The organism is Psychroserpens sp. S379A, from assembly GCF_049800755.1.
Taxonomy (GTDB): domain Bacteria; phylum Bacteroidota; class Bacteroidia; order Flavobacteriales; family Flavobacteriaceae; genus Psychroserpens.
This window is the reverse complement of the sequence record NZ_JBNAFQ010000002.1, coordinates 327,165-345,399: the sequence shown is the minus strand read 5'-3', so window position 1 is coordinate 345,399 and position 18,235 is coordinate 327,165. Positions and strand designations below refer to the sequence as shown.

Below are 18,235 nucleotides of genomic sequence, written 5' to 3'. Positions count from 1 at the left end.
TTTATGCTGTTTCCCTTTTCCGTATTCACTACAAAGGGTCAGGCTATCCGCTAAATCTTTTTATTGTCATATTGAGCGTAGTCGAAATATCTTTAACAATAAAAAGGATATCGCTTCTATCCTTAACAGGTATTCCTTTGCATTAAAATTTACATTACCTATTTTTACTAACACCTAACACCTAACACCTAACACCTAACACTTTGAACCTATCCTATTGGGAAATAAAATCATGGCTATCCAATGTAGACTTTACTATTGTTGGTAGTGGCATTGTTGGATTAAGCTGTGCATTACAACTCAAACAGCGTTTTCCTAAATCAAACATATTGATTCTTGAAAAAGGCATTTTGCCTCAAGGCGCAAGTACAAAAAACGCAGGTTTTGCCTGTTTTGGAAGTTTAAGTGAAATCATAGATGATTTGAAATCACACTCTCAAGATGAGGTGTTTCATTTAATTAAAAAACGTATTGATGGTTTACAACTATTACGAAGTACATTAGGAGACAAAGCTATCAATTACCAACAGTTTGGAGGCTATGAATTGTTTTCAAAATCTGACAACTTATTAGAGGAATGCAAAGCGAAGCAAGAACACGTGAATAAGTTCTTAAAACCTTTGTTCAGCACAGATGTATTTCGTTTTGAATCTAATACATTTGGATTTCAGAATTGTCAAAGTGAATTGTCTGTAAATCAGTTTGAAGGGCAAATCGATACCGGAAAAATGATGGCATCATTGATGCATTTAGCCCTAAAAAAAGGAATTAGAATACTTAATAATATAACTGTTGAAAAATTTTCAGAAAGCACACATTCAGTGAGCATTAAAACTAACCTATTTGAGTTTGAAACCTCAAAATTGTTTATCGCTACTAACGGATTTGCTTCAACTTTAGATATTTCCGAAGTAAAACCTGCTCGTGCTCAAGTTTTAATTACGAAACCTATAGATAATTTACAGATTAAAGGTACGTTTCATGTAGATAAAGGCTATTATTATTTTAGAAACATTGACAATAGAGTTTTATTTGGAGGAGGAAGAAACCTTGATTTTAAAGGTGAAGAAACTACCGAATTTAATCAAACAGATTTAATTCAGAATGAATTAGAACGACTTTTAAAAACCACGATTTTACCAGAAACTCCTTTTGAAATAGACCATCGATGGAGTGGTATTATGGGAGTTGGAGCCCAAAAAAAAGCCATCGTAGAACCGTTGAGTGATAATGTGTTTTGTGGTGTGCGTTTAGGAGGAATGGGAGTTGCTATAGGAAGTTTGGTAGGAAAAGAATTAGCCAATTTATTGTAAATATTAGCAATGAAATTCATAAAACGTTTTTTAAAGTTTCTTCTCAAAACTGTGTTTTGGTTCATTGTAATGTCTGTGGTTGTGGTTCTAATTTTTAAATGGGTTCCAGTGCCAATGACGCCTTTAATGGTAATTAGAAACACTCAACAAGCCGAAAGCCAAAAAAATGGATGGCAACACGATTGGGTTCCTCTAGAAGAGATTTCTACACAGTTACAATTAGCGGTTATTTGTAGTGAAGATCAAAATTTTGTGACGCATCATGGATTTGATATTAAAGCTATTGAAAAAGCTTACGAGAACAACAAAAAGGGTAAAAGGATAAAAGGAGGAAGCACCATTTCTCAACAAACAGCTAAAAATGTTTTTCTTTGGCCACATCGAAGTTGGTTACGTAAAGGCTTTGAAACGTATTTTACTTTTTTAATTGAATTGATTTGGAGTAAAGAACGTATCATGGAAGTGTACCTTAACAGTATAGAAATGGGTCCTGGTATTTATGGTGCAGAAGCAGCTTCATATTACTGGTTTAATAAACCAGCTTCAAGATTAACTAAGTATGAGGCTGCAGCAATTGCGTCCATTTTGCCAAACCCTTTAAGTTATAAGGCAAAGCCTTCAACGAGTTATATTGAACGCAGAAAATCATGGATTATAAAACAGATGCAATTTTACGGACCACTAATGTACCCAAAACGAGATGATGACAAATAAATTGAAGCAGGTATTATTTGATGGATGTCAATCGTTTGTAAATTACCGTTTACAGGCGATTCAAAAAACAATTGATGAAATTCAAGTGTCACTTAATTCAGAAACCAAAAGTTCTGCAGGAGATAAGCATGAAACTGGTCGTGCAATGCTTCAGTTAGAACGAGAAAAAGCAGGACAGCAACTTGCAGAAATTCAGAAATTAAATCAGGTACTTTTAAAAATTGAAACAGCAAATAGATCTAAATCAGTCAGCTTAGGAAGTGTTGTCTACACAACTAAATTTAATTATTTTATCGCTATAAGTGCTGGAGAACTTAAATTTAAAGATGAGGTGTTTTATGCTATTTCTACAAATACACCAATTGCCAAATTGTTATTAGGAAAGCAAAAAGAAGATAAAGTTACCTTTAGAGGTCAAGAGTTTGATGTTATTGAAGTAAGATAGACTCTATTGGATTCGTTTGTATTAGCTAACCGATAAGTTATTTATTGATATCTATATAAACTATAGATCCTTCAGAAAGCTCTTTAAAGTGTTCAAAATATAAAACGTCATTTTTATAACTTACTTCAATTAAATAATGACTTCCTTTAAAGTAACTTTTTATAACGTTTACTTTAATGCTAGAATTTTCAACTATTTGTAGTTGATTGGCATAAACTATTTGTCCATCAATCTCGTTAAACTCCCCAAAAAACGAAGCAATTAAAGGTGTTTTTGGGTTTCTGTAGAGGTGTTCTGGCGTGTCTATAGTTTCAATTTTGGTCTCATTTAGAAACATCATTCTATCAGCAAATCCTAAAACGTCATTTTTATCATGTGTAGCAACAACACAAGTAATGTTTTTCTTTTTTAAGTATTTAAAAACACGACGTCTAAGGGACTGTTTTTTAAAGTTATCTATATGACTAAACGGTTCATCAAGTAAAAGAATTTCTGGTTGTTTGGCTAAAGCTCGTGCTAAAGCAACACGCTGTTTTTGTCCACCACTCAAGTATTTTACTTTAGTTTTAGAAAACGGAGTTAACTCAACAACATCTAATAATTCATTGGTACGTGATTTTTTTTCCTTTGGAAAAAAATTAGACAAAAACTGACCTATGTTTTCTTCAACTGAAGTATATGGCATTAAATCGAACTCTTGAGCTACATACTTCATAAAATCGTAACCGATGACTAGATTAAATTTTGGACCAAGAATTTCTTCATCTTTCCAAAAAACGTGACCACTGTCTAAGTCATATTCACCATAAAGAAGCTTTAATAATGTGGTTTTACCAGAACCACTTTCGCCTATAACAGAAATATGTTCACCTAAGCCAGTTGTAAAAGAGATGTTATCTAAAATTTTGGTTTTGTTATAGCTAAAGGATAGGTTTTTAACGTGAAGCATAGAACAAAAGTACTATAAAAAAACCGCTATATTTTAATATAACGGTTTTTGTAATTTTAATTGAGAGCTTATTATTGTTTTATAAACTTTTGTGTTCTGATAGTGTTATCTGAAATAATACTTATAATGTAATTACCAGCAGATAATTGTGAAACATCAATTGTATTAGAATTATTTAACGAATCTGCCATTATACGTCTTCCGCTAATATCAAAAATATTGAAAATAGCGTTGTCTAAATTTAATCCAGTTGTAATGTTCAGTACATTTTTAGTTGGATTAGGAGATAAAATAAAATCTGAAGCAAATTCATTATCATCAACACCTAATGTTTCGCAAGATCCATCACCAGAACCTTCAATAGCAGTAAACGATTGGTTAATTGGAGGATTTAAAAACACTTCACATTCAGAATTTGGCCAGTAAATGACTAGGTGTGATATTTCAGTATCTGTACCAATACCAAAATGTGTGTTTAAAGAACTCATATATTCAAAGCCTTCACCACTTCTTACGTCTCTAATTTGAGTACCACTACTTGTATAAATTTCAACTCGTGCGCCAATACCATCAATATTACTTGCAGTACCTACTGTGTTGATTTTTATCCAGTTGTTATCTGTAGTAAGATTCCAATAGATATTACCATTGTAATATGCATCTATAAATCCATCATTATTTAAATCGCCTAAAGCTCCATTTTTATAATTGATTTGTGTATCATCAGCATCTTCAAAAGTTAAATCACCTTTACCATACATAATCATTCCATTGCATAAAATATCTAGATAACCATCATTATCTATATCATAACTAACATTTTCATGTCCATTAGGAGCACCACTTACTCCAGCTCCAGATGTAACATCTGTAAAAGTACTGTTGCCATTATTGCGCATTAGTTTATGATTACCAGAACTAGCACCAACAAAGACATCCATATCACCATCATTGTCATAATCTGCCCAAGTAGAAGACCAAGTTTGCATTGGATCTGCAAGACCTAAAGCACTAGCATTCTCAGTATAAGTACCATCACCATTATTGGTAAGCATCACATTAGTTCTTCTAGCGGTTTCACCTCCACACTTAGCGATGAACATATCCATATCTCTATCATTATCGTAATCAATCCAAATAGAACCATAATGACCTCCTGAATCGTAATCTCCTAAGCCACCTTGGTAGAATGTTAAATCACCAGATCCATCATTTATATAATATACGTTTGGAGCTACATCGTGACAAACAAAAGCATCTAAATTACCATCTTGGTTAATGTCAACAAAGTTAGAGCGTTGTGAAAATACATATTCTGAACCAGAAATTTCAGTAAAGCCATTTCCTGTTCCATCACTTTTCATGAATGTCACACCACTTCCAGAACCATAAAGTAAGTCTGTGTGACCATCTTTATTGAAATCGGCAGCAGCCATACTCCAACCTGGTAAAAAATCAGCATTAGGAGTTGAAATATCTACTTCATTAAAACCTCCAGAAGCTAATTGATAATGTATGTTCACATTAGTTGAAGTTACAGATACAATATCGTCTAAATGATCTCCATTCATATCTACGACGGTTAGATCATAACCACTAATTCCCATATTTTGTTGTGAGAAATTAACTCGTGATGGAATTAAAGTTGTGAAATTAACGGGTCCAATCCAATTGCTGTAATCTGAGCCACCACAATAGCCACGAACATAAATCTCGTATGAGGTGTTTTCAGTTAATCCAGAGATAACATGAGGGTTGTTTGTTGAGGTTGTTGTTCCTGATCCAGAAGGAGTTCCTGTGCCTAAGACTTGAACAACAATTTCCCAAGAGGTTTCTACATCTCCAGCATTCCAATATACATTTGCGCCATCTTCTGAAACAAAGGCTACATATAAATTGTCGATATTTGGACAAGCAGGAGGTGTTTCAGATCGTAATGTAGGTGAATTAAAACAGACACCCCAACCATAAGATCCCATATCATCATATAAGATTCGATATTTAAAATTTGAGAGCTGAGATGCTGTAAAGGAAGCTATATTTAAGATTTCACTAACCGGTTCTGCATTACCACTACAAAAATTTGATGTTGGAGCACCATTTGTTTGAGATAGTACATCTCCAAAATTTTGCCAAATTCCAGCATCATTATCCCAGTATTGGATTCTTAACTCTTCATTTTGAAAAATGTTTAAAACATAAGAACTAGTAACATATACCCAAGTCTCGCCAGCTGTATGAGCTGTAGTTAAATCAATGGTGTTAGACTCTAAAGCGATATTGTTTATAGAATTTGATCCAGCTTCATCTTCATCATAAGAAAAGCTTGATGAATCGTCAGTAGGATTATTAGTAAAAATGTCTGGACTAGCATCATATGAACCTGTAACAGTCCAATTGCTATTAGGCCAATTTGCAGGTTTATTTAATACCTGAGCAAACGAGACACAGTACACTGTAAGAAATGCTATTAATGTAATTTTTTTCATAATTATTTATGGATTAGGTAAATAGTTTCTAAAAATAATAAAAAAAACCCTCCAAATCTTATTTGGAGGGTTTTTAATCGAATAATTTTATTAAGGACTAATTTTTTATTAATTTTTTTGTACTTGTTCCATCAGTAGAGTGAATTTTTAATAAATATACAGCTGTATCTAATTGACTAACATCTATTTTACTAAAGTTTGTGCCTACTGTTTTTACCAATTGTCCATTTATATTAAAGATATCTATTTTCGTAATATTTTCAGTATTACCTTTAAAATAAAGAGTATTGTTTACAGGGTTAGGATATAAAATTAAAGAATTCGTTTCAAAAGAATTTAAGCTTAATGTACCAACGCTAGCAGCAGAACAATCATAATTATCATCAGTTATTTGCTCACCAGGACTGTTTGTACAATCGGGAGCACCTGAACCACCACACGCTGTAAAAAATTGATCTTGAAATACTCCATCATTATAGAAGCATATATTAGCATCTTCACCAGCATCGATATATTTGACTTTAATATGAAATAATAATTTAGGTGTTGATGTTATTTGAATATCTGGAATATTACTTGATATAAAAGATTCAGAGAAATTTTGTTGGAATGAGAGTGATACTCTTGACACTGTATTGTCGTTTTGTACAAAATCTTTATAAGCAGGAAGCGTAGCAAAATTACCACCTAAAATAGAATTAGTAGGTTGACTATACTCAATGGCATTATTTGAAGAGATATTTTCTCCAAATGCTAATGTATTATAGTCAAAATAAACTTGCCCTGAACCTACATAAAAATCTTCAGTAGAAGCAATTAAAATATCAGCTTCATAATAATAGTCGCTACCATCATTTGTAATTTGGGCATTAGCAAATGATAAGGTAATATTTGCCGCTAATTGTTCGGCTCCTGATCTTTGAAATTGTTGACCACGACCAATATTTGGGTTAATTAACGTATTCACATCAGTGTTTTGTATTTGTGTATTTATATCTATATCAGCATTACTATATCCTGAGCCACCAATAAGTTGGATAACTCCACTGGCATCAGAATTTTGTATTTGTTGGTTAGCATCAAAATCACCAGAGTACATACCAAATTTACCATTAGATAAAGCAACTACAGCATTGTTTGTGCCTTCAACAGCATTTGAGCTTGATGATAGGTCTAAAACGGTATTTGAAGGACTTAAGAAATAAGTATTAGCACTCAACACACCAATATGGTTACGATGCTTTATAGCAATATAATACCTGTCTTGTTCTTGTTCAAAACTTAAAGGAGAAACACCATCTACATCAACAACATCACCATCACGCTGTAAAAGAGCAGATTGAGAATCTATAATTAAAGTATTGTCGTCTTTATCACGAAGTTCAACAAAAACCCAATCGACAATAGCATCAGATCCAGTAGTATCAAACACAGTAGCATTGGTTGTTAAGCCATCAGCATAAGGGCTAGTTGTAGCATTAGAAGTTAGCCAACCATTAAGGCGTAAATCATCACGCATTAAGTCGTTTTCTCCAGAATTTGGATTTAAAGAAGCTCCTTCTAAGTAAACAACAGGAGACACAGCAAGATCACAATGTACACCAGAACCTTCAACTGCTGTAAATGATTGGTTAATAGAAGGGTTTAAAAATGTTTCACACCCAGAATTTGGCCAGTAAATCGTAATATGAGATATGCTTGTATCTGAACCGATACCAAAATGAGTATTCATGGAGCTCATATATCTAAAACCATCACCACTTTTTACATCTCTAATTTGCTTACCACTATCAGTGTAAATTTCAACACGAGCACCAATACCATCGATGTTACTTGTTGTTCCTACAGTATGGATTTTAATCCAATTGTTATTTGTTTCTTTATTATTTGTATAAATACTTCCAGAGTTAAAAGCATCAATGTAACCATCATTATTTATATCTCCATATGCTCCAGCTCCAGGGAATACATCGGTATGGACTGTAAAATTCATGTTTCCATCACCAAATAATAAGTTTCCTCCAGAAACTAAATCAAGATTACCATCATTGTCAAAATCGTATGTGACAGTCTCAGTAGAAGTAAGTGTTAATGCGCTAATACCTGAACCAGCAGTAATGTCTGTGAAGTCCATAGTACCAGTTCCAATAAGGTTGTTTCTCATAAGCTTATGACTACCAGAACTTGCACCAACAAAAACATCCATATCACCATCGTTATCAAAATCTCCCCAAGCAGCAGACCAAGTTTGCATAGGATCTGCTAAACCAATAGCACTTGCATTTTCAGTATAATTTTGGTTTCCATCATTGGTATGCATTTGATTCATTCTTCTAGCTGTCTCTCCACCACATTTAGCGATAAACATATCTAAATCTCTATCATTATCATAATCAATCCAAATAGAACCATAGTTTCCTCCAGAAGAATAATCACCTAAACCTCCTTGGTTAAATGTAAGATTTCCACTTCCATCATTGATGTAATAAACATTAGGAGCTACGTCATGGCAAACAAATGCATCTAAATTTCCATCTTTATTAATATCAACAAAATTTGAACGTTGTGAAAACACATCTTGAGGTCCAGATACTTCGGTAAATCCATTTCCAGTACCATCACTTCTCATAAATGTTACACCATTTCCAGCACCATAAAGTAAGTCGGTATAACCATCTCTATTATAATCTGCTGCAGCTAAACTCCATGAAGGAAGATAATTAGCATTAGTTGTAGTAATATCTTGTGTAGTAAATCCACCACCAGCATTTTGCTTTCTAATATTAACATTTGTAGACGAAATTGATACAAGGTCGTCTAAATGATCACCATCCATATCTACACAACCATATCTGTAAGATCCTGAAGCTCCTGAAGAACTAGATGTAAATGTCACAGGAGTAGGTACAGGAGTATTGTTTGTTGCTTCAAGACAGAATGCCACATCAGAAAGTCCTGTTCCTTCAAAATCATAAATTTGAATAACAAGATCATCTCCAATATTCCATCCTCCTATCGTTTCAGTAGCAAAGGTGTCTGTACAAGCAATTTCTACTGTACCTGTTGAATTATATACTACTATTCCTGGGTTTCCTGGGTTTTGAGATGAAAAGTATAATCCGTAAGTAGTGGCAGTCCAAGTAAAAAATTGATCTAAACCTGAAGCTCTACAAGACCCTTGTACACCACTATCTGTGGTGCCATCTGTTGAAAACGGAAGGAAAAAAGAATTAGCACAACCATCTCCATCAGCAGCAGGTGTAATTGGAATTGCACCTGAAAAAATATCATTTGCAGGTTGAGCAAAATTTTGAAAACTAAATGCTGTAAGAGCGATAGTTAGTAAGAGTAATTTTGTTTTCATAATATTTATTTTCAAATTTTTAGTTTAATTATTCACATTCTCCATCTAAGGAGTTTATCCACTCTTCAATAAGTCTAACGCCTTCAACATGTTGAAGTGTTCTTCCTAAAAGAGGCATTCTATATTGTTCTTCTGTAGAACTAATTCTGAAATGTAAAACAGATTTATCAATTTGTCCTTTTGCAATAATGTGTGTTAAAGGAGATATTTGAGTGTCTGGTGTAACACAAACACCTTTATTGGTATCATCATTATTTTCATTAAACGCTAATCGCATCGGACGATATTCACAGTAACTTTCTTCAGAATGACAATGCGCACAGTTAATATCTAAGTATGAACGAACTCTAAGTTCTAAAGGAAGAGATTCATCACTCCAATCAACTGTTGAAACAATAGTTGAAGGAACATTATCTTCTAAATAACCAACTTCAATCCATTTGTCTAACTGATTAAGTGTGCCATTAGAATAGTTATATTCTTTATTTAAATTTTGAGGTTTAGGACCAATAGGTACTGGTGTTCCAAATTTATTATGGCACGAAAAACATTCATTACGAGAAGGAACGCGATAATTGACAGACTTTTGAGTTTCATCATCATCAATCCAATCAAAACCAACAAAGCTACCATTGGTTGTAAAAGAAGCTTCGGTTTGTTCTTCATTCCATACGTAATTTGCAAAATCCCAACCGTCATCAGTCATAAACATTAAACGTGTTTCTATAATCTTTGTATCTCCAGAAGGAATGATATTGTCATAATAAAAGTTTTTTATAAGCATTGCTCCTACGGGAAAATCTAAAGGTGTGTGGTCACTATTATAACTTGCTATTGATCCTTCTGGCATCCACACAAAACGTTTTTTATGCGCATAATCTGTAAACAGAGGAGAATTTAAATTATAAGGCAAAACTCCAGAAACAGGTTCTAAATTTTTTAAGTCGCCTTGAAAAAAATTGTACTCTGATAAAGTTGCATAAGGCATTTCATCAGGATTATATACAACTGTTTCTTCTTCAATAGGCACATAATCATCACTACTATCATCGTTTGCACAAGACTGTATTGACACAATCAAGACAACAATTAATAATGATTTTAAGTAAATTTTAAACATCAATAGTAAAATTTGGAGAGTAAATATAATTACTTATATTAAAATATGTACAAATAATTAGATGTAATACTCTTTTTTTCAGACAACAAGGACACTTATTTGTCTTTGTTTTAGACGATTTAGGACAAAAAAGTCTAAGTTTATCAAACCTCTCTACTTTATAACAATCTCACCACAAAAAACCCTAATTGTTTTTAGCTGTTTTTTTATAATAGATTTTGATCTAACAAATATTCTGCTATTTGAATGGTATTAGTTGCTGCTCCTTTGCGAAGATTATCACTTACAATCCATAAGTTTAATGTATTTGGTTGTGAGCCATCTCGACGAATTCTACCAACAAATACATCATCTTTTCCATGAGCATAAATTGGCATTGGGTAAATGTTTACATCAATATTATCTTGTACAGTAATACCTTTAGTGTTGTTTAATAACTGTCTTATTGTTGAAAGGTCAAAATCATTTTCAAACTCAACATTTACAGCTTCACTATGTCCTCCAGCTGTTGGAATTCTTACAGCTGTTGCAGTAACAGCAATGGTGCGATCGTCTAATATTTTTTGAGTTTCACGTACTAATTTCATTTCTTCTTTGGTGTAACCATTGTCTTCAAAAACATCACAATGTGGAATTGCATTTTGATGAATAGGATAATGATAGGCCATTTCACCCTTAATTCCTGCAGCTTCGTTTTCTAATTGTTTTACAGCTTTTACTCCTGTTCCTGAAATAGATTGATAAGTTGACACTACAATACGTTTGATTTTGTATGTTTTATGTAAAGGTGCCAAAGCCATGACCATTTGAATGGTTGAGCAATTTGGATTTGCAATTATTTTATCGGTTGAAGTTAGCTTGTCAGCATTAATCTCTGGTACAACTAATTGTTTAGAATGATCCATTCGCCAAGCTGAAGAATTATCAATTACTGTAATACCTGCTTCAGCAAATTTTGGAGCCCATTCTAGAGAGGTGTTTCCTCCTGCAGAGAACAGAGCAATATTGGGTTTGCTATCAATAGCTTCTTGTATGCCAACAATTTTATAGTCCTTATTCCTAAATGTAATTAATTTACCTATAGACTTTTCGGAAGCTACAGGAATTAATTCTGAAACAGGAAAATTACGCTCTTCAAGAACCTTTAACATGACCTGACCAACTAAACCAGTGGCTCCAACTATTGCTACTTTCATTACCATTCAATTTTGTTAAACAAAAGTAGGTATTTATTCATTTTTATAATCTAAAAAGTATAAAAAAACCACCTCAATTGCTGAGGTGGTTAAGATTAAAAATATGTAATGTAGCGGTAAGCTATTTTATTTTTTTAATAAATCTCGAATTTCAGTCAGTAAATCATTATCTGAAGGTCCTGCAGGTTCTTCTGGAGCAGGTTCTTCTTTTTTCTTTGTTTTATTGATGCCTTTAATCATCATAAACATTACAAAAGCTACAATAATAAAGTCTAGTAAGTTAGTAATGAAATCTCCATAAAGCACAGCAACTTCTCCAACAACTTCACCAGCTTCATTAGCTGTTCCTTCTTTAATAATATATTTCAAGGCTTTGAAATCTGTGTCAAAAATGAGCCCAACTAAGGGAGAAACAATGCCACCAGTAAACGATTTTACAACATTGTTAAATGCGGCACCCATTACAAATGCTACTGCAATGTCTACCAAATTGCCTTTCATGGCAAATTCTTTAAATTCTTTAAGCATAATGTTTAGTGTTTATTAGTTAGTTAATACTAAATTGTTAGACTCTAATTTAGTAAAAAAGTCACAAATAACAAGTGTGTTTTTAAACTATGTTAAGAAAACACGCTTAACTCTAGCAGAAATTGAAGTGATAATTTCATAAGAAATTGTTCCAGCAGCTTTTGAAAACTCACTTGCTGAGTGTGGATGTTTGCCAAAAATAATCACTTCATCACCTTCGCTGCAATTTATGTCTGTAACATCTACCATAATCATATCCATACACACATTACCTATGATAGCAGCAGGTTTATTATTAATAAAAACAAAACCCTTACCATTGCCATAAATTCTGCCAATACCATCGGCATGACCAATAGGAATTGTTGCTGTTTTTGTAAACGATTCACTTTTGTAAGCTCTATTATAACCTACAGTTTCTCCTTTTTCAATTTGATGAATTTGAGAGATTACAGATTTTAATGTTGCTATGGGTTTTAAGTTTTTGTTTTCTTTTTCTGAATTTCCGAAGCCATATAATCCAATTCCAGTTCTAACCATATCTAAATGCGCTTCAGGATAATTTAAAATTCCTGAAGTGTTACAAATATGAAGCATAGGTTGATAACCGATTCTTTTAGAAAACTCTTCAGCAATTCCTTTAAAACTTTCAATTTGTTGAAGCGTAAATTCTTTTTCTGAAAGATCTTCGCTAGCAGCTAAATGTGAAAATATAGATTTAGCTGTTATGGCATCTGTTTTTTCTAATTTTGAAATAATGTAATCAATCTCATCATTCCTAAATCCTAATCTGTTTAAACCTGTATTGAATTTAATATGAACAGGATAATTAGTTTGTTTCCTTTCTGAAGCAACAGCAATAAATTCATTTAAAATTTTAGCATTGTACAAACTTGGTTCTAAACACCTTTCAATTAGTGTTTTTAAGTTTGAAGCTTGAGGATGCAACACTAAAATTGGAGTCGTAATACCAGCATCTCTAAGTGCAACGCCTTCAGACACGTAAGCAACAGCAAAATAATCAACTTTTAAATCTTGTAAATAATTAGCAATAGTATTGGCATCGTTTCCGTAAGCAAATGCTTTAACGACGGCTAGTATTTTTGTGCTTTTTTGTGTTTTAGATGTTATGTACTCGAAGTTATGTTTGAGTGCTTTTAAATCTACTTCAAGTATAGTGTCTTGTGCTTTAGGCATCAGAACTATTGTTTTTGGTCGTTACCTCTTCGACATCGTTAACATTCATATTTCTTACTTTATCTCGAAGCATGGCTTTGTAAAATGCAGCACGACTTAAAGGTTCATATTCGTCAACTTCACCAAGAAGAACAAGGCTATCACTTTTGGCTTTTCGATAGCTATATTGTGCTAAATTACCAGTACGAGTACATATGGCGTGTACTTTTGTGACATATTCTGCTGTTGCCATTAAGTTTGGCATTGGACCAAAGGGATTGCCTTTAAAATCCATATCTAATCCTGCAACAATAACTCGAATTCCTTTATTGGCAAGGTCATTACAAACACGTACAATTTCATCGTCAAAAAATTGAGCTTCGTCAATACCAACTACATCACAACCGTCGGCCAAAATAGGAATATTGGCTGCAGCAGGAACAGGAGTAGATCTAATTTCGTTAGCGTCATGAGACACTACCATGTCTTCATCGTAACGCACATCAATTGCAGGCTTAAAGATCTCAACCTTTTGCCTTGCAAATTTGGCGCGTTTTAGTCTGCGAATCAATTCTTCTGTTTTACCAGAGAACATTGAACCGCAAATAACTTCAATCCATCCAAATTGTTCTTTATGATTTACTGTATTTTCAAGAAACATTTTGTAATTTTAACACTAAAACAAACCGTTTGGTCGTTTTCCGTAAAGGTGGCGTAAATTTATTAAAAATCAATCGCATAAATTCGTTTTAAATTTAAAAAGTTATGAAGAAGAAGTTAGAATCTGATTTAGTAAGCATTGCTCACAGAATTTTAAAACTTAAAGGCAAGGAGGATGTTGCTAAGATGCATGCTGAAGTTTCTGCTTTACATGAAAAATTGAGTGTTCTAAAGTTTGCGCATGAAAATTTTGAAGGCGATATTCCTACTATTGGAAGTAACTCTTCATTTTTTGGGATGTTAGATACAGCATTTAACAATAAAGTGAGCGATAATATTGAAATTGAAGATAGAATCTATGTCAATCTCGATGAAAAAGAGGACGATCACATTTTCGAACCAGCGATAAATAAAATTAAGGACATGGTCGCTCAAATGCCGCAAGAATCTCAACAAGTTGATGATATCGTAGATACTATTGTAGTAGAAAATGAAACTCCAGTAGCACATTTAGAAGATATCACAGCAGGTTTTGAAAACATACCAGAGTTTGAACCTGTTTCTGAAGCTAATGCAAAAAAATCATTAAATGATAAACTTAAAAAAGGCGCTTTAAATATTGGATTGAATGATAAAATTGCTTTTATAAAACAACTGTTTGATGGTAAAACAGAAGATTACGATCGTGTCATTTCTCAATTAAACACCACACAATCTTTTGAAGATGCCACTCGATTTATTAATGACATTGTAAAACCAGATTATAATAATTGGTCTGGAAAAGAGGAGATTGCCACTCGATTTATGGAAATTATTGAAGGCAAGTTTGCTTAATAAATTAATAGTTTAAATACACCCAACCAATTATAGGCTTTATGTTTTCAGAAATGTCTAAGATGTAAAAATAAGTTCCAACAGGAAGTAATTCTGAACTCTTAGGAAATCCTCGATTTGCGCGACCATTCCAATTGTTTTTATAACCTTTATTGTAAAATACAAGTGTTCCGTAACGGTTATAGATTTTAATGGAATTTTCTGGATATAACTCCAAACAAGGAATTATTAATACATCATTAAAACCATCATTATTAGGTGAAATACCTTGAGGAATTTTTAAACAATTATTCACTGAAGTTTCAGCGGAAGCTTCATTATTTGTATCATCTCTATCCACTTCATTTACCTCATTTAAAACAGCGATATTTAGCAAATCTTCTGAAGAAATCACACGAACAGTAAGCGTTAAACTTTCAGATTGATTAAAATCTAACGAAGACAAACTCCACACAGAAGACAATTCATCATAAGTTCCTGCTGTGGTTACATGAGAAAGATATTGATAACCAAAAGGTAACTGTTCTAAAATTTCAATTTGTGTAGCGGTTGTTGTGCCAATATTAGTTGCAGTAATTGTAAAATCAATAATGTCATTTAAATGTACCGACGTTTCTGAGACCGACTTCAACACTTCAATATCAACATTTGAGGTGTCTTCAATCACATTAAGTGTGGCTTCAGTTTGTGTGGTATCAATGTTATTTTGATTGCTAAAGTTTGAGTTGTTGTTTAAATAACTTCCAAGCGTGTCTGATGTAATTTGAACTGAAAACGTACAACTTTCAACACCTTCAGGAAAAGTTAAGTTAGTTAATCCAACAAAATTATCTCCTATATTTCCTATAAAAGTAGCAGTGCAACCATTGGAATTAACCCAATTTGGAAGACTCGCTAAGCGTAACTCTGTTCCTAAATTATCTGTAAATGAAATATTTGTTTGTGCTGGATTATTAGCAAGATTATGAACAGTAAATGTTAGTGTGCTTTCAAAACCTGAAAAAATAGTGTCTGGCATATAATTTTTGGTAAGCGTTGGAGCTACGACTTGTGCATTACTAATAGAACTATTGGTTTCTGGTGTGAGCTCTTCATTATTTATAGCGCTTGGAAATACATCAGCAGCATTGTTAAAAACACCTCCAAAATTTGGAGCCATTACAGGAATTAAAACACGAACTGTTGATCCAGCTTCAAGCAAAGGAATTGTTCCAGTGATGGTTGAACCAGACACATTAAAATTTGTAATGCAGCTTGCTGTTCCTGTTTGAACTTGACACGTTGGATTGCCTACAATTGTAAAAGCAGGATTTAAAGTATTAGTGAATGCGGCATCAATTGCTGTAGAACTTGTATTACTATTAGTAATATCAACAACCCAATTAAATGTAGAATTTACAGGAATTATTGGTGAAGAAGGAAACGTTTGAATAATTAAATCAACACAAGGAGTAAAATAAGTAGTTACGCTAAACCCATTGTTTGTGTAGTTGTCATCAAAAGCTCCTCCATAAGAAGCGACATTAACATTATTGATTACAGGAATAGGTTCATTATTACAATCTGGAATCCAGGAATGAACCGTTCTAAAAGTTACTGAAGATCCTGCAGGCATTAGCCAGTTATCATCTTCAGTTATTTCCCAAAAAGTAGATTCGCTTGCAGACGATTCAATTTCAACATCAATGTTTTGAATAGAAATGGTTCCGCAAGATGCTCCTCCAGAAGCAGCAACACATTCTACACTTCTTAATATTCCAATAGCATTAAAACCAGAATTTGCATGTACATCTATAAGACTCATAAAGGTATCTTCGTCACCAATGTTACTTACAGTAATTTCATAGGTAACATTTCCCCAAGGCATCGGATTTTGATCTGAACTACCAATAGGTAATAGAGGATCTATTTGTGTTTTTGTAACGGTTAAATCTGAAGAAGGACATTTTTCAACAGGAATAAGGGTTACATAATCATCATCAAAATTATTACTGTAGTCGATGTCTATAATATCATCATTAAGAATATTTATCGCACTTCTAATTTGAGAAGTTGAAAAAATAGGATTCGGATTGCATTCAGGTTCAATGTAGTTTAAAACGGTTTCTATAGTAATGGTAGCTCCAGCAGGAATATCAAAATTTAAAGTGCTCCAGAATTCGCTATTTATATTAAAAAAAAGATCGTCACAATCTATTGATCCTGTGGTTCCTGTGCAAGTCACACTTATCAAATTCCAAGTACCAATTGCTGGTGTCAAATTTTGAAGAAAAAACCGAATAGGAACGTCAAAAGTTCCTAAGTTAGTAACTACAGTTTCTAAAACAACTAAGTCATTCCAATCATTAATGCTTCCACTTGTAGGTTGAATGACTTCAGTTTCAATTACCAAATCTGTAAGTAAACATGCTTCAGGAGATAATAAAGGTGTGTTGACAATATTTGATTCGTTTGGAGAGATATTATCATGACTTAATTGAAGTTCTATAAGACTTTCGATATTTATAACATCGGGATTTTCTGCACAATCACCTTCAAGAAATTTAACAACGATTTCAAAAGTTATAGAGCTGTTAACAGGAAAGACAATTTCTTCTCCAAACACAAAAGCTTCCGAAGTGTTTTCTAGATTAATCACATTTGTTGAGAAAGGAAGGTCATTAGGACATATAGCGCCATTGGTTGTTGCTACACAGTCTAAAGATTGCACTTGAATAAGAGGTTCTCCATTTTCTACAGGATTACTAATCATATTCATTATAAAACCATCTAAAGGAAATGCAATGCTGCTATAATGACTAATTGTTACTTGATAAGTTACTTCGTCTCCCCAAGCATTTATTGGAGTGCCTTCGCTTGGTGAAATTTGATTAAGAGCTACTGTAAAATCAATATCAATATCTGTGACATCTATAGAAATGATTGATGTATTATTAGTGTCATCAATATCTATGACATCATTAGGCGGAAATACTGAAGCATTAGTTGCAATGCCTCCTATAAAAGTTGGCGCAATTACAGTCACTTTTACCTCAATGCTGGAGTTTGTTGGCAATGATGTTACTGTTCCAGATAAGGTATTTGTAGTATCATCTAGATTAAAATTGGTAACAATTCCTGCACCACTAGTGGCATTTTGATAAGTATAAGAAATGACATCTATATTAGGGTTTATCTCTTGTGTAAAGGTTGCATTATTAACTGCATTTCCAGAATTAAGTATGGTGATTATATATTGAAATTCTTGATAAATATGAACTTGAGACACATCAACATCACTAGTGTTTTGTGCTTCTACTAAAATAGCTAAATCTGTGCTTTGTGCTTCAGAATAAAAAGAAGTGATAAATAAAAAAAGAAAAAGGAAATACCGATTAAGCATTGGTTGATTTGTATTTTAGATATCAATTTCTAATAATGGGTGTGTTAATATAGACTAAAGATTGT

General features: G+C 33.0%; 13 protein-coding genes. 4 read left to right on the top strand and 9 right to left on the bottom strand.

The features are described from left to right. The first annotated feature begins 203 nt into the window (after positions 1–203). From ACP15M_RS06315 to ACP15M_RS06305, 3 genes are read left to right on the top strand one after another with little or no spacing between them, the layout of a single operon-like run. On the top strand, positions 204–1,313 hold the full coding sequence (locus ACP15M_RS06315; RefSeq protein ID WP_425076341.1) for an NAD(P)/FAD-dependent oxidoreductase: 1,110 nt from the start codon (positions 204–206) through the stop codon (positions 1,311–1,313). A gap of 9 nt (positions 1,314–1,322) precedes the next feature. After that, positions 1,323–2,027 carry a monofunctional biosynthetic peptidoglycan transglycosylase gene (gene mtgA / locus ACP15M_RS06310; protein WP_425076340.1) on the top strand — a complete coding sequence of 235 codons (705 nt, stop codon included), beginning with the start codon at positions 1,323–1,325 and terminating at the stop codon, positions 2,025–2,027. Further along, positions 2,014–2,472 carry a 3-oxoacyl-ACP synthase gene (locus ACP15M_RS06305; RefSeq protein ID WP_425076339.1) on the top strand — a complete coding sequence of 153 codons (459 nt, stop codon included), beginning with the start codon at positions 2,014–2,016 and terminating at the stop codon, positions 2,470–2,472. Before mtgA ends, ACP15M_RS06305 begins: the two co-directional genes overlap by 14 nt. A gap of 37 nt (positions 2,473–2,509) precedes the next feature. Here ACP15M_RS06305 and ACP15M_RS06300 read toward each other — a convergent pair whose 3' ends face one another. From ACP15M_RS06300 to ACP15M_RS06265, 8 genes are all read right to left on the bottom strand, one after another. After that, positions 2,510–3,421: an ABC transporter ATP-binding protein gene (locus ACP15M_RS06300; RefSeq protein WP_425076338.1), complete on the bottom strand. Its 912-nt coding sequence runs from the start codon at positions 3,419–3,421 to the stop codon at positions 2,510–2,512. A gap of 71 nt (positions 3,422–3,492) precedes the next feature. Beyond that, positions 3,493–5,910, bottom strand: coding sequence for an FG-GAP-like repeat-containing protein (locus ACP15M_RS06295; protein WP_425076337.1), 2,418 nt, complete (start codon positions 5,908–5,910; stop codon positions 3,493–3,495). A gap of 97 nt (positions 5,911–6,007) precedes the next feature. Continuing rightward, a complete protein-coding gene (locus tag ACP15M_RS06290; RefSeq protein WP_425076336.1) occupies positions 6,008–9,274 on the bottom strand; it encodes an FG-GAP-like repeat-containing protein in 3,267 nt (1,088 codons plus the stop codon). A 28-nt stretch (positions 9,275–9,302) separates the two neighbouring features. Next, positions 9,303–10,394: a hypothetical protein gene (locus tag ACP15M_RS06285; RefSeq protein ID WP_425076335.1), complete on the bottom strand. Its 1,092-nt coding sequence runs from the start codon at positions 10,392–10,394 to the stop codon at positions 9,303–9,305. A 206-nt stretch (positions 10,395–10,600) separates the two neighbouring features. Next, positions 10,601–11,590 (bottom strand): aspartate-semialdehyde dehydrogenase, encoded by a 990-nt coding sequence (locus ACP15M_RS06280; RefSeq protein ID WP_425076334.1) that lies wholly within the window; start codon positions 11,588–11,590, stop codon positions 10,601–10,603. A 126-nt stretch (positions 11,591–11,716) separates the two neighbouring features. Beyond that, positions 11,717–12,118, bottom strand: coding sequence for a large conductance mechanosensitive channel protein MscL (gene mscL, locus ACP15M_RS06275; RefSeq protein ID WP_425076333.1), 402 nt, complete (start codon positions 12,116–12,118; stop codon positions 11,717–11,719). An 87-nt stretch (positions 12,119–12,205) separates the two neighbouring features. Then, entirely contained in the window at positions 12,206–13,315 is a 1,110-nt protein-coding gene (alr, locus tag ACP15M_RS06270) for an alanine racemase (protein WP_425076332.1), read from the bottom strand. After that, complete coding sequence (locus ACP15M_RS06265) at positions 13,308–13,955, bottom strand: thymidine kinase (protein WP_425076331.1); 648 nt, start codon at positions 13,953–13,955, stop codon at positions 13,308–13,310. Before ACP15M_RS06265 ends, alr begins: the two co-directional genes overlap by 8 nt. A gap of 104 nt (positions 13,956–14,059) precedes the next feature. Here ACP15M_RS06265 and ACP15M_RS06260 point away from each other — a divergent pair, with 104 nt between their 5' ends. After that, positions 14,060–14,788, top strand: coding sequence for a hypothetical protein (locus tag ACP15M_RS06260; protein ID WP_425076330.1), 729 nt, complete (start codon positions 14,060–14,062; stop codon positions 14,786–14,788). Positions 14,789–14,792: 4 nt separating this feature from the next. Here ACP15M_RS06260 and ACP15M_RS06255 read toward each other — a convergent pair whose 3' ends face one another. After that, entirely contained in the window at positions 14,793–18,170 is a 3,378-nt protein-coding gene (locus ACP15M_RS06255) for a gliding motility-associated C-terminal domain-containing protein (protein ID WP_425076329.1), read from the bottom strand. Positions 18,171–18,235: the final 65 nt, after the last annotated feature.